A 14,973-nucleotide genomic window follows, 5' to 3' on the forward strand; every position below is an offset into this window, starting at 1 on the left:
GTACATAAAACCGCAGTCATGAAAACAAAGATCTCCCAACTTCATATATACACATTTCTCTTAGCCCTTGCCTGTATCTGCGCATGCAAAAAAGATGATCATTCCGCTGAAACGGTCTACATGCCGGAAGCAGGAAAAGGTATTGTAAAAAAGGAATTCGCCATTGCAGATACTCCTTTTGTTGTATCCTACAGTGCCGTCATAACTGGAACAGACTATGCTACCGTGTCTGGTATAAACGCCAACAGTGAGATTACAGTACATTTCAAGGCAGACACTTCTCTCGTGGAGAAGTTCAATGAAGAAAACGGCACCAGCTACCCTTTACTACCCGCCGGTAGTTATGAGTTGCAGGCAAGTGCCATCATCGCAAAAGGAGCTGTCAGCACCGGCAACCTGCCCCTTAAAATAATCGCCAAGGACAAAATAAATCCCTTCCAGGATTATATGATTCCCATCAGTATTGAAAGCATTACGGGAGCAGCAGGAAGCGGCTATCAGCAAACTACTTATTTCGTGGTAAATGGTACAGCCGATCTGGCGAGCATGCAGCCCTATGACGAAAGTGGCTGGAGTATTGCCGGTTTCTCCACCGAAGAACCTGCAGAAGGCGGCGGCAACGGCCTTGCTAAAGCAGCTATTGACGGAGATCCTGGTACCTTCTGGAATTCAAAATGGTCTGGCAGTGAACCTGGACCTCCGCATTATATTATCATTGATATGGGGGAACTGAAACCAGTACATGGTATCGGCATTATGGACCGTTATTTTGAAGGCGACTGGCAAACAGAAGGTCATGGGCAACCGCAGGATGTTACGGTGTCTGTAAGTGCTGATAATGTTACATGGAATGATGTGGCCAGTATTAAGGATATTCCTCATGATGCAGGCCAGCCATGGTACAGATACTTTGTGTCTACATTAAAAGAAGCGAGGTATGTGAAGATAACCGTCACAAAAGTATACGCTACATCCAGCACCAATATTGCAGAAATACAAATATTCTAAACCAACAGGCATGAAGAAAAAACTTGTTTGCACGCTGCTGATTGCAGCTGGTATCGGATGTTTGGCCTGCAGTAAAACTGACAATCATTCATCGGCAGTTACCGGTACCCCTGTAGATGCGTCAAAGAACGATACAATAAAAAACACCCAGGTGCTCAGCCAGGGCGTACTGCACCAGAAAGGAACTGCATTGAAGTCCCTTTGTGTGATCAGTGGCAACAACCTTTCTGCTGAGCAGAAAGTACTGGTGGCTACCTTACAGGGACTTGTTGCCAAAACCTCCGCCGATCAGATATACATTGACGAAGGGGGGCCTTCTGCTGTATGGACAAGCTATATGAACAGCAAGTACGGCATTACACTTACTAACTACGCTTCCTGGGCAGATCTTGTAACTCACTTCAAATCAAAAATAAGCGGATATGTGTTGTACAATCGTACGAGCAATCAAAGATCACTGACGGCAGCTACGGCGCTATGTGGCCCAATGAACGCCATTGCTGTGGATGCCAGCCTGGAAACGGCCGTAATTGCGGCAGGCATTTCCACACGCAAAGCGGATGTACGCACACGCGATGAGAAATGGGTGTATAGCAACTATCCAAAGGCTTTTAGCAATGTACTCGCAGCTGAACTGACACCGACTATCAATCATCACCTGCGGGATTACATTACGCTCACCAACGCCTTCACTTTTTATGATGGTGAAACACCCTGGCGCAAAACAGTGTTGAAAGGCCTTGCCCCCGAAGCGTTCTGCTTTGGATACGGACAGGAAGAATTCTCTATGGTATCCAATGCTGCTGAAGCCGGGGTTGTAATGCTTCCGACAGATCTTGCCGCTAACCTTGCTCCGTTAAGCAGCATATACGACAACAGCGCCATCCGGCAGCAAACACCGGCAACACCTGTTCCGGAAAATAATGTGCATTATGTAACATTCCTGGTAAGCGATGGCGATAACATTGCATATGATCTCTGGTCCATGCAGAACTATTTTAGTAACCCGATTCGTGGTTCCTTTAATATGGGATATACTATCAGTCCTTCCCTGGTGGACCTTGCCCCCGCTGCATTACGTTGGTATTATGAAAATGCATCTGCCAAAGACCGCTTCGTAGCCGGGCCCAGTGGAAGTGGTTATACCTTTCCCAGTAAGATGCCGGTTTCCGCACTTGATAAATACCTCAGCAGGTTGAATACATTCATGGGAAAGGCCGATCTCAATATTGTCAACATATTGGACCAGGGTGCCATCGGACGTATGGATATCTGGAATAAATATCTGTCTCAAAGCAATATAGACGGATTGATCTATACAGGGTACGGAGAAGCGCCCAATGGAAGCATTCAGTTTGCAGATAACGGTAAACCTGTGATCGAAGCAAGAGACAATCTCTGGGCAGGACTGGAAGAAGAGGCTACCGCGATCAGCAATATAAACTCCCGGCCTGCCAATCCTTCCAGCGCATCTGGTTATACACTGGTGTTTGTCCACACCTGGACAAAAGATCTGGCCAGTATCAAAAAGGTTGTAGACGGTTTAAATGCCAATGTACGCGTAGTAACGCCGGATGTTTTTGTAAAACTCGTGAAAGCGAATCTGGGAAATAAATAGTTGTTGTTAGAATCTACCACAAGCACGGGGCTTCTGACGAGCCTGATCGTGGAGGTATTCAGTTGTCTCGCAGCAGTCTCGTGTGACTGGTATTTTCAGACAAGATGTCCAAGCAATATTAATTGTAAACATAAAAACAGGAAATGGGTCTCAAAACATTTGGTATTACAGCATGCCTGCTGGCAGCAGGCCATGCCACTATCCATGCGCAAAGTCATGACTGGGAGAATGAACAGGTATTAGGTATCAACAAGGAACCAGCCCGTACCATCTGTATTCCTTACGCCGGCAAAGAACAGGCATTAAAGGATGTGCCATCCACATCCCCCTGGTACGTTACACTAGATGGAACATGGAAATTTCATTGGGTAAAACAACCTTCTGAGAGACCGCTTGATTTCTATAAAGCGGATTTTGATGCCACACAGTGGGCAAACATCCCGGTACCTTCCAATATGGAAATGCAGGGCTATGGTACCCCCATTTATACGAACATTGAATATCCCTTTAAAGTGGATCCTCCCAGGGTAATGGGTGCAGTACCCGCTGACTGGACAACGGCGAAAGAGCCCAATCCCGTAGGGTCTTACCGCAGGTATGTTGAAGTTCCGGCCAACTGGAACGGGAAAGAAATATTTATCCATTTCGACGGCGTTATCAGCGCCATGTATGTGTGGGTAAACGGGCAAAAGGTAGGTTATAGCGAGAGCAGTTTCAACCCGGCAGAGTTTGATGTCACAAAATATATTAAACCAGGAAAGAACCTGGTAGCCGTGGAAGTATACAAATGGAGCGATGGCAGTTACCTGGAAGATCAGGATATGTTCCGCTTCAGCGGTATTCACAGAAGCGTATACCTCTATGCGAAACCTAAGATACATATACAGGACTATTTCCTACAATCAGACCTCTCAGCTGATTTTAAATCAGCTGTCTTTTATGCAAAAACAGATATAAAGAATGATGGTGCCGCCGTTGCAGCAGCCACAGTCAGCGTTGACGTATATGACCCTGCAGGCAAATTATGCACGACTATCAATCAGCCTGTAGCTACGTTGAAAAACTTATCAGCCCAAACATATACATTAAAGTCGGATATCAGGCAGCCTGCATTATGGACAGCTGAGACGCCTAATCTTTACACTGTATTGCTGACATTGAAAGATAAACAAGACCAGGTGCTGGAAACACTTTCATCGAAGTTTGGCTTCAGAAAAGTAGTAATAAAAGACAGCCGCCTCTGGGTGAATGGAGAACCGGTATTGCTGAAAGGCGTGAACCGTCATGAGGTGCATCCGGCTTATGGTAAAGCAGTACCAAGGGCCACCATGATCCGGGATATCACCCTGATGAAACAGTGTAATATCAACACCGTACGTACCTGCCACTATCCAAATGATCCACTGTGGTATCAACTCTGTGATGAATACGGTTTATATGTGGTAGATGAAGCGAACCTGGAAACACATGGTATGGGCGATCAGCTGACGAAAGATCCTGCATGGAAAAAAGCGTATGTTGACAGACAGGTACGCCTCGTAGAACGAGACAAGAACCATCCTTCTGTCATTATCTGGTCTATGGGCAACGAGTCATGGGGTGGTGAGAACTTTGTAGCTGGCAAGGTCGCAATAAGGGCTATAGATAGCTCCCGGCCGATCCATTATGAAGGATATAACGACATCGCAGACATTGAGTCTACCATGTATCCTTCTGTGAACACCCTGATAGCTGAGGGAGAAAAAACATCCGCCAAGCCCTTCTTTATGTGCGAATATGAGCATGTGATGGGCAACTCAGGAGGCAACCTGCAGGAATACTGGGATGCTATTGAATCGCATAAACGTCTTATTGGCGGCTGTATCTGGGAATGGGTGGATCAGGGTGTTAATAAACGGATCCCCGGCGATACAACTGGCAAAACGTTCATTGCTTATGGTGGTGATTTTGGCGATAAACCGAATGATGGTACTTTCAGCATTAAAGGACTCACCACTTCAGACAGGCAGTTCACGCCTAAAATGGAAGATGTCAGAAAAGTATACCAGTATGTAAAGATCAGCATGGCAGACGGACAAGCAGGGCGTGTTGCCATCAGGAATAAATATGATTTTCTCAACCTCGATGCCTTTGACTGTACCTGGAGCTTATCTGAAAATGGCAGCGTGATACAATCCGGCACATTAGCACCCGTACAGCTGGCGCCCAATGATTCTACTGTTGTGACGATCCCCTGGCAAAAGCCGGTGTTGGCACCAGGTGCTGAATACTGGCTGAGAGTGGCCTTCCACCTGCGCGAGGATGCCCTGTGGGCCAAGCAAGGGACCGAGGTAGCGCATGAACAAATGAAAGTCCCTTTTAATACCATTACCAAAGCAGCGATCAACGTGGCGGAGTTGCCTGATGTAGATCTGCAACAGAACGGTACTACAGTGCAGATAAACGGGAAGGATTATGCTATCACGTTTGATAAATCAAACGGCAATATCAGTTCTCTCCAATATGGTGACCATGTTATCATTAACGGCGCACAAAACGGGCCTGTCTTTAACCTGTATCGCGCAAGGCTGGATAATGACCGCACAAAAGAAAGAGGCCCTGCTATTGAATGGATGCAGGCTGGTTATGACAGCCTGCAGTATACCCTGAACAGCTTTGCTGTAAAACCACTTGGCAGTAAATCAGTCGAGGTAACAACTGCGACTACCGCTGCTACACGTTCAGGATTCAAAGTCATTACACAAATGAAGTATACCATATATGGAAACGGTTTAGTTCACGTGAAGGCCGACTTTATACCTGATACCAGCGGTCTGCCCATCCCCCGTCTTGGATTACGCATGGCGTTGAACCCGGGGCTGGAGAATGTTGAATGGTATGGCCGTGGACCTTTTGAAAACTATGCAGATAGAAAGACTGCTGCCGATATAGGACAATATCAACGTACGGTAGACAATATGCTGGAACAATATGAACGTCCGCAGGGAATGGCCAATCGCGAAGATGTGCGCTGGGTAAAACTAACCGATGCAGATGATAAAGGTATTCTCTTTACAGCAGATGATCAGCTGAGTTTTACAGCACTGCATTACACCGACCAGGATCTATGGGCAGCACAGCACCTGTACGAATTGCACAGGAGACCAGAAACCATTCTAAGCCTTGATAAGGCACAAATGGGCCTTGGAAATGCCAGTTGCGGTCCTATTCCATTACCGCAATATTATATTCCTTTTAAACCGGCAACATTGTCATTCAGCATACAACCGTATGCCCCATTACATGGTAAATAAAACGAGATTAACTTAATAGCTTTTAATATGAACTTGAAGCAGATTATATTACAATTAGCCAGGCCCCTGGTTTTTATATCGGCTATAGGTAGCTTTCTCCCCTCTCCCGTGGATGCACAAACAGCACCGTCTCCGGTAGGTCCGGTACCCAACGCCAGGCAGATTGAATGGTACCACCGTGAGATGATAGCCTTTTTTCATTTCGGTATGAATACTTTCACGAATGATAATGAGGGCGACGGAACGGCAAGTCCGCAACTATTCAATCCTACGGCATTAGATTGTAATCAATGGACAGGTGTACTCAAAAGCGCCGGCATCACGAGCGCTATCCTCGTGGCAAAGCATGCGGATGGCTTTTGTAACTGGCCCACTGCCCACACCAACTATTCCGTTAAAAATAGTCCGTGGAAAGATGGAAAAGGAGATGTTGTCAGAGAATTTACTGATGCCTGCAAATCTGCCGGTATTAAAGCCGGGATATATCTTGGACCACATGACAGACATGACTCCAGGTACGGCACAGATGATTACAATAATTATTATGCTGATCAACTATCAGAGCTGTTAAGGAACTACGGTCCGATCTGGGAAATATGGTGGGATGGAGCAGGTGCTGATAAACTCACTACTGCTTATTATACACGATGGGCAGATTCTGTTCGCCGTTTACAACCCAATTGTGTTGTTTTTGGAACAAAAAACTCCAATGCCTTTGCAGACTGCCGCTGGATGGGAAATGAATCAGGGATATCCGGCGATCCATGCTGGTCAACGATTAACTTATCCTCCATAAAAAATGAGTCCGATAACATTTCCGCATTAAACCACGGAGAGATCAATGGAACAGCTTATGTGCCTGCCGAAGTGGATGTATCCATTCGTCCGAGCTGGTTTTACCATTCAGAAGAAGATACACGGGTAAAAAGTCTTGCTACACTATGGGATATTTATTTTAACTCCGTAGGACACAACAGCGTATTGCTTCTAAACTACCCACCCAATAAAGAAGGATTGATCTCTTCGGCTGACGTCAAAAAAAGTGATAGCCTGAGCGCAATGATCCGTGGCACTTTCAAAACCAATCTCGCCAGTGGCGCTACCATTAAGACGCTTCACCCCCGCGGCGAAAATTATAAACCGTCTAACATGGTGGATAATCTTGAGCAGACTTATTATGCTACTACAGATAATGCCAAGACAGATACAATAGTCTTCAATCTTGGAACAGCAAAAACATTTGATGTGCTGATGTTACAGGAAGTTATTGAGCTGGGCCATCGCACTACCGGCTGGTCTGTAGAATATTCAAAGAATGGTAAAAACTGGACACCCATTCCGGAGGCAACGGGAAAACAGTCCATTGGTTATAAATGGCTTGTTAAGTTCAAACCTGTAACAGCTTCTTACGTACGGTTACGGATTACGGAAGGCAAGGCATGTGCAGCGATTCATACCTTTGGTATTTATAAGCAACGGATGCTCGAGCATGATTAATAGTGTGGCAAGTGTGATTTATGTCCTGCATTTTTGAATAGGAATTTTCATCTTATTTATATAGAAAAAGCCTCCGGGATATGCTGCCTGAGGCTTTTTCTATGTAGATTTTTATTCAATTATTCTTTATCGCGAGATTCTTCCTCCAGCCCCCTATTTCGAATGAAGTTTACAGCTACATCGGAGACCAGATGCTAATTTGGAAAACTCCAATTCAGAATTATTACCTATTTTAAGGATATAGCTTTAAATTCTATGCCACACGAAAACAGAGGTGCTGAAACAATACACAACTCTTCTATGGCGGCACCATACAACCACGGCTCTATGGGAATATCCCGGCCGGCTCCACATCCATTTCAAAACACGTCAATAGAAAAGAAAAACCAAACTGATGAGGTCTTTCAGATGTATAATGAATATGCGACTGAAGTAAAGCCATTCTCCCTTCCTTCCTTTAATACCAACGTTCAAACTGAAGCTCAGCACATTGCACCATTTCAATTAAAACCCGGCAATAAGGATTTGCTGCCACAGCAAACATCCCATGTGACTCAGCAGGAGAGTGATCAGCCGGCTATACAGAGTGGAGTTACCAGACCTGTAGTCCAAAGAATGGTGCAGGAAGGATTGAACTGGCATACTAAGGTTAAAGTGAATAGCGGTAGTAATAAAGGTCGGGTTGCCCTGGTACTAATGCCTTACACTAATCCAGGCAACACAAAGGAGAAAGGTTATTTTGTTAGCTTTATAGATGATCTCTTCCAGAGAAGTTTCCTGTATCACGAATTAGATCTGTTTGAAAAAGATGAACAACTTTCCGGCGAAAAAACTCAGACTACAGCTCCGCATTGGACGGATGATTTACAGCGCTTCTCCGGAGATCTTGCCTTAAAGGTTGCTATGTTGCTAAGGGAAAAGTATGGAGGATCAGAAAATGAACACTACAATAACACTTCATTCAATGGGATAGAACTGGCAATTCAGCAGAAAAACGTCAGTGAATATGCAAGCCTGGATGAATTGCTGGAAGCAACAGATCGCCTGACTAATTGGAGTGGAGAAAATGGCGGTGCGTTGGATGATTGGTTTACAAAAAGATTCTCAATAAAAGAGTTATCCTACGATCAGTTAAGAGAGTTGACCAAGGATGTAGCTGAGGTGGGTGCTGAACGCTGGAACCAGCCCATGGCCATGATAAATGAAGGACTATGGACAGACAGTATGAAGCCCTGCATAACGATTGCAATGACAGCAACGCATAATGAAAAGCGCTATAATGCGCTTTTACATAGTTTAGATCCATCTGCTGGCGGGCACACTGCTGTTGATGCAATTACAATGTTATTTAATACTAATTCTCCTCCGTTGGTTCCTTTTAATAAATTGCAAAACATGCAATTCTTTGTAGCGGGGGGCAATAGAAGCTCGGCCGAAAAAGCCGAAAGAATCCTATCGGAGCTTGCAGAGCGTAGATTACCGGTATCAGGTTCTGCCATCAAAATCCGGACGGAAGAAGTTACACTTACGAAGGCCTTGCTTATTACAAGTGAAGGTAAAGTTTTCTATTCCATGTATGACGATAGTGTAACGCACAAATAAGCTAAAACATAAAAAAAATCCTTTCTCAGATACTATCTGGCCCTGTGTCTGTACCCCGCCTTCTTTGCCCCTCAAAACTATTAAATGTTCATACCCCCAATCTTCCGTAACTTTATAACACATATACCCCGAACTATGGCAACAACCAACGCAACCATCCTGATCCCGGATATCAGCGGGTTCACTGAGTTCATGACAACTACTGAACTCAACCATAGCACACTCGCCATTAACATGCTTATTGATGCTATGATTAAAGCTATTGGTGACGAATATGAGGTAGCGGAGATCGAAGGAGATGCCGTTTTGTTGGTCAGGAAAGGATCCGCACCTTCCCGGGAGGAAATATTGAATACCTGCATGAACATCTTCAACGCTTTTCACTACCAGCGCAAATGGATGCAACAACACATGGTTTGCCCTTGCGGAGCCTGCCAGGCAATTACTAATCTTACATTGAAATTCGTAGTACATCATGGACCTGTTGCAGAAATAACAGTCGGACGTTTTGTAAAGCAATCAGGCCCGGAAATGATCATCGCACATCGTTTATTGAAAAATAGCATTGGTAGCAACGAGTACCTGCTGATCACAGAAAAGCTTTTCGAAGAGGAGATCAACAACCCTGTACAGGATGAGCTGGAATGGGTGAGTTCTTCAGAAGAATATCCCTCTATTGGTACAGTTAACTATCGTTTCGCCCTGCTTAACAATGCCCGGGAAAAAGTACCGGAACTCCCCCGCCTGCAAAATGATTATTGCGTTGATAATACCTGCTACGTAGAAAAACCAATACCTGCGAACTTTCGCGATGTGTATATGATTGTAATGAATATTCCAGGCCGGGCAGAATGGGTACCGGGATTGCGTAAAGTAGAGCAGGACATCCCTGCGGTGTTTATTGGCAGTATTCATTACTGTACATTTGAAGACTACCAGGCCGTTGTATCTCCACTACGGATGACACTATCTGACGAGCAGATCTTCTATGCCGAAAGCTGTATCATTCCGAGGCTGGATCTTTCCCTGGTCTATGAATTTGTATTCAATAAACTGGACGAGAAATCGTGCTTCTTTGCCTGCCGTTTCCTGAATAACGGGCAATCTCCAATCCCCGAAGATCTGCATGCTGAATTATCACAAAGCATGCAGGATCTTGCGGAAAAACTGGCAGCATATTGTATCCAAATGGAAGGCTCTCCTTTTGATCCTGCTTTCCAAAAGGAATAATACATCGAAAAGATAACCAGGCATGATAGGGCATTTTGCCATATCATAAAAAGCACGCCTGCTGCATCAGGTCCTTATCTCCCTCCTCATAAACCAGAAATACGCCAATGCAAAACAAACCGCTGTTGCAGCGAGCAACCCGCTTACCTGCGGCCACACGATCAATATACTTTCTCTTACTGACAAAGGAGACGGAATAGCTCCTGCCATCTGTTCCATCGTCAAAGGACCGAGACTCCTGACTGAAGGCATCAGCAAGGTTGTCGTGGCATCTGTGTACAGCTGACTGGGCGCCAGGCGAAGCAGATCGAGTATTACATTGTTATAAAAAACAATGTCCCCCTGTGTCATGAAGTTAGGGTCCGGAAAGACGGATCTTACGATCATGTTCACGACGATCCTGTAAAAAATAGTAAAGAACAACCAGATGCCTATGGCAGTGAGTGCAGAAGTGGTGGCTTGCCTGAATTTTACAGAAAGTAGTATTGCCAGGCTTAACCAAAAGCCAACATACAATACAGTAAGTATAACAAAAGCCAATATCCGGAAGAATTCAGCTCCTTCAATCCTGACGCCAGTGATAATCAGTCCACCACCGATCATCAGCAGGCTAAGTGACAAAAACAGAACAGCAACTATAACGAGGGCGCTTAAGAATTTAGCAAGCAGCAGATTATCCCGGTACACCGGTTGTGCCAGTAGCCTGATCAGCGTACCATTGTTCCGCTCTGCATTAATTGCATCAAATCCCAGGCTGATGCCCAGCAAAGCTCCCAGGAAGCTCATGAAAATATGAAAGGGAGGAAGTGACCCATCTGTCGCGGTCAGCAATTTCAGGTAAAGGAACAGACGATCCGGATCGTTTTCATTCGAAACGGCCGCCTTTAAATTGCTTAGGGAAACATACATCGCTCCCACAAAAGTCAATACTATGAGTATAAGTAATACGATAAACCGCCAGCTGCGAATGTGATCAGCCACTTCTTTACGCACCATTACACCAAAAGGACGCTGGCGTGATGTTATATCCGATACACTTGGGTCTCCTGCTTTTTTAATGCGCGGCCTTCCTGAAAAAAGATCTTTGAAATAAACCACTGGACTTTCCATGAGACACGTTTTCAGTTAGATTATTGTCAAAATACCGTTGATAAATTTCTTCTAATCCATACTCTTTCTGATATACGCCCATAATGTCGAAACCCTTCTCCACAAAGTATCTTACTAACCGGGGCGTAATGTTCTCAGCACAGGATATTTCAATGGTGTTGCCAGATGCCGTCACCTTTCTGACAGCGTCCATTTGCAGCAGCGTTGCTTCCCAGGCTGTAGTATCAGGCAGGGTATCTTTTACTGTGATCGTTACCAGATACAACTCTTCGGCAAACAGATTTTGGGAGAGTTTATGAATATCCCCTTCTGCCAGTAGTTTACCGCCGACAAAAATCCCCACACGGTCACACACCTGTTGCACCTGATGCAGGTGATGAGAAGAAAGTAATACGGTAATACCTTGCTGACGGCTCAATTGCCGGATAAGATGAAGGAATTCCTTTACACCTGTCGGATCAATACCCAGTGTCGGCTCATCCAGGATGATCACTTCCGGTTGCCTGATCAATACATCGGCTAACCCCAGTCGCTGTTTCATGCCCCGGGAATAGGCACTGGTCTTTTTGTGCATGGCAGTGCCCAGCCCCACCAACTCCATCATTTCCTGCACACGATGATGTACTTCATGTGCAGGTATACCATTCAACCTGGCGATATATGACAGGTTCTCAAATGCCGTCATGCCATCATAGAAGCCTACACTATCGGGCATATAACCTACCTTGCGTTTTACGCTAATAGGATCGCTGGTAGCGTTAAAACCACATACCCTTGCTGTGCCGCCGGAAGGTTCTGTAAGTCCTAGCATCATCAGGATAGTAGTGGTCTTGCCTGCACCGTTAGGTCCCAGCAAACCGAATACTTCTCCGGCATTAATCCTCAGATGAAGGTTGTCTACAGCTTTCAGAGAACCATAGAATTTTGTCAATCCTTCCAGTTCAATAATTGCGTTTTCCATATGTAAACACGCTTATCTTCTGCCGTATTTTCGGATCAGGTAATAGATAACGCCAACAGCCAGCAGGATCACCAACACGCCCAACCAGCCTGCCAGCCATGAGGTGGTGACGGTCATGCGAAAAGTGGCGTTGCCGGTTGCATTGGCATTTTTAACAGAGAAATTCGTCACATAATCACCGGCAATCGTCTTGTCCGGCACATGCAGCGTCGCTATAATGTCCACGGATTTGCCAGCCTCCACCCGCTCAATTTTCGCGGGCTCGAAAGTAGCGTCCCATTTGGGTGGCGACTGGGCGGATAACTCCAGCCCATCCAATGGCAGCGAGCCGGTATTTTTTATTGTCAGATGAATAGGTTTACGGCTCCCCTCAGTAATTTCATCGCTCAGACGCCCGTCGGGAGTTGTCAGCTCTACAGTGTATGTCCCCTTGACCACGGCCTCCAGTGCCAGTAGTACCGTATCTCCTTCGGCAATAGCGGTAACCGGAATATTATACTTTCCTGGCTGTACCGCAGGTGAGGGTACGATCTCAATAGACACGTCCTGCGTTCTGTTTGAATCGAGCCTGAAGGAAGTGACCTGCATACCGTCTACCCGGAATGTCGTGTTCCAGCCGGCAGGTATCTGGGCGTTGAATTCAAAGATGGCAGCATGATTCCTTCCATTATACAGGGAGGCATTGTACCTGAATGTCTCCCGGGAGGTTGCTTCCAGGTTGATCAGGCGGGCGGTGAATGTCGAAGTCCGGGCACGCGCCGGGGGACTACCCTTAAATGAAAGTGGAACAAAAGAAAATACCGCAAGAATAAGACTGAAAGGGATGTAAAGGCGGAATCCCCGGCCCTTGTTTCGCCGGGATTGACGAATTAGCGCTAACATAAAACTAACAAATTCTTAAATTCATTAATAAAACAAAAGCGCCTTTAAAAAAGGCGCTCAAATTTAAAATAAAGTGAATATTTTTTCCAAATGAATTTAAAAAAAAATTTAGCCCCTGGCAGGGAAACAGAGCCCCCGGGTACCCGCCGCCGCATCAAATCCAGGTCATGACAAACGCTACATTGTGAATGACACAAACAATAAAAGCTGTCACAGAAACGTATCTGTTACCGTGCTGAATATTGAAGATCCGCAGGAATCGGAATCGGCTGTTTAGCATTCAGTGCACCTGGTGTGAGATAAGACAGCTTCAATTTGAAGTCTTCATTCTTATGTAAATATTCTAAGCGAAAAGGATGGAATCCCTTTTCCAGCGGTAATATATAGGAATACGTCCGGTTACTGTAAGAACCCTCCCATTGTATCAGTAGCCGATTATTAAGGTATAGTTTTGAACCTTTGTCAGCATCCAGCACGAAAATATAATAGCCATCTTCTTTTGCCTCCAGCAGCCCGTCAACTACCAGTGCGTAATTATTCTTCCGGGGCAGTTTATCTATATCGAAATCTGCAGTAGTGATCCCCTCCTGCTGCGGCTTCAGGGTTTTAAAATTAGCAGTGCTATCCCACTCTCCTTCATAATAAGCATAATGAAACCCACCCGCTTGCATATTCTTTTGCTTTGAAACAGGGCTTAACGCTTTTTCAAGGGTAAACTCGCCCGTTTTTATTTTATCATAGCGCGACCGGTTCGAAAACTGTTTCACTGTAACCTTAGTAGCATTATCTATATTGATTTCAGGCTGCACCTTTGCAGATGAAATGGTAGGCTGGCTTCCATCAATTGTGTAATACGCTTTTGCCGTATCCCCAAAGTACCATACTTTAATAGGCTTATCTTTCGACACTATGCCATTCATCGGATGGAATTCGATCTGGCCATTATGCCAGCCATAAGAAAACTTCAGTCCATCATATATGCTTTTCAACCTTACTGAACTATGTGTCTCATCAGGGTAATTAATGTGCTTCCAGGTCAATCCTGCCGGCGCCATTTTATTCAGCACGGTATCCATTGAGGCGATCTTCATAGATTCACCGGCCGGTCCTTCTCTGCCACTAATGAACAGGGTAATATTTAAACCGGCTAACGCAGGTAATTTTGCCGGTGCGAGCTTTTGTATGTAACCATCCTCCCACCAGAGACTGGGATCAACAGCAATGTATGATTTGAAGGTGTTGGGTTCATTTAACATTGAATTGATAACAAACAACCCACCTAATGAATGCCCCCATAATGCATTATCTCCGTTAGATGGATATGTTTTATTAATATAGGGTATCAGTTCATCTTTGATAAAACCAAGGAAATTAGCCGCTCCCCCTGAGGTTTTCCAGTCATTTATGTGGGTGGGTGTAAAATCTTTGATACGATCGATCCCCAGGACACTTACAATTATTGTCGGAGGCATATAGCCCTCCCCTTCCACAAATTGCTGTACCTTGTTTATTAAGCCTGTATTCCAGTTACCACCATCAAGCACATACAGCACATCATACTTATCTGTGCTTCCCGGCTTATAGCCCTGAGGCACGAATACCTGTAAAAAACGCTTCTCCTTTAATATCTCTGAATTTATCGAGTCAAGTCTTCCTATGTCAAACACTCTTCGAACGGTGTCCTGTGCCTTTACGACGTTCTGCTTACTACTGATTATCACTATGAGTATGACGAAAAGGACAAATCTAATTTTCATTGGGATGTATAGTTT

General features: G+C 45.1%; 10 protein-coding genes. 6 read left to right on the forward strand and 4 right to left on the reverse strand.

All coding sequences use genetic code 11. From position 1 onward, the window contains the following. Positions 1 to 18: 18 nt before the first annotated feature. The 6 genes from CLV42_RS19870 (at position 19) to CLV42_RS19895 (ending at position 10,248) form a co-directional block, all read left to right on the forward strand. Positions 19 to 1,008, forward strand: a complete 990-nt coding sequence (locus tag CLV42_RS19870) for a BT_3987 domain-containing protein (protein ID WP_170117582.1) — start codon at positions 19 to 21, stop codon at positions 1,006 to 1,008. A gap of 10 nt (positions 1,009 to 1,018) precedes the next feature. Further along, positions 1,019 to 2,626: a GxGYxYP domain-containing protein gene (locus tag CLV42_RS19875; protein WP_146154435.1), complete on the forward strand. Its 1,608-nt coding sequence runs from the start codon at positions 1,019 to 1,021 to the stop codon at positions 2,624 to 2,626. 143 nt (positions 2,627 to 2,769) lie between these two features. After that, complete coding sequence (locus CLV42_RS19880) at positions 2,770 to 5,919, forward strand: glycoside hydrolase family 2 TIM barrel-domain containing protein (protein WP_106603687.1); 3,150 nt, start codon at positions 2,770 to 2,772, stop codon at positions 5,917 to 5,919. A 27-nt stretch (positions 5,920 to 5,946) separates the two neighbouring features. Further along, positions 5,947 to 7,416, forward strand: coding sequence for an alpha-L-fucosidase (locus tag CLV42_RS19885; protein WP_106603688.1), 1,470 nt, complete (start codon positions 5,947 to 5,949; stop codon positions 7,414 to 7,416). 255 nt (positions 7,417 to 7,671) lie between these two features. Next, positions 7,672 to 9,018, forward strand: coding sequence for a hypothetical protein (locus CLV42_RS19890; protein WP_106603689.1), 1,347 nt, complete (start codon positions 7,672 to 7,674; stop codon positions 9,016 to 9,018). A 135-nt stretch (positions 9,019 to 9,153) separates the two neighbouring features. Further along, entirely contained in the window at positions 9,154 to 10,248 is a 1,095-nt protein-coding gene (locus tag CLV42_RS19895; RefSeq protein WP_170117583.1) for a DUF2652 domain-containing protein, read from the forward strand. Positions 10,249 to 10,314: 66 nt separating this feature from the next. Here the strand turns inward: CLV42_RS19895 and CLV42_RS19900 are convergent, their stop codons facing one another. From CLV42_RS19900 to CLV42_RS19915, 4 genes are all read right to left on the reverse strand, one after another. Beyond that, a complete protein-coding gene (locus tag CLV42_RS19900; RefSeq protein ID WP_106603691.1) occupies positions 10,315 to 11,358 on the reverse strand; it encodes an ABC transporter permease in 1,044 nt (347 codons plus the stop codon). After that, positions 11,303 to 12,319 carry an ABC transporter ATP-binding protein gene (locus CLV42_RS19905; RefSeq protein WP_106603692.1) on the reverse strand — a complete coding sequence of 339 codons (1,017 nt, stop codon included), beginning with the start codon at positions 12,317 to 12,319 and terminating at the stop codon, positions 11,303 to 11,305. Before CLV42_RS19905 ends, CLV42_RS19900 begins: the two co-directional genes overlap by 56 nt. A gap of 12 nt (positions 12,320 to 12,331) precedes the next feature. Continuing rightward, complete coding sequence (locus CLV42_RS19910) at positions 12,332 to 13,201, reverse strand: COG1470 family protein (protein ID WP_106603693.1); 870 nt, start codon at positions 13,199 to 13,201, stop codon at positions 12,332 to 12,334. 227 nt (positions 13,202 to 13,428) lie between these two features. Next, positions 13,429 to 14,958: an alpha/beta hydrolase-fold protein gene (locus CLV42_RS19915; protein ID WP_106603694.1), complete on the reverse strand. Its 1,530-nt coding sequence runs from the start codon at positions 14,956 to 14,958 to the stop codon at positions 13,429 to 13,431. Positions 14,959 to 14,973: the final 15 nt, after the last annotated feature.

The sequence above is a fragment of the Chitinophaga ginsengisoli genome, from assembly GCF_003014595.1.
Taxonomy (GTDB): domain Bacteria; phylum Bacteroidota; class Bacteroidia; order Chitinophagales; family Chitinophagaceae; genus Chitinophaga; species Chitinophaga ginsengisoli.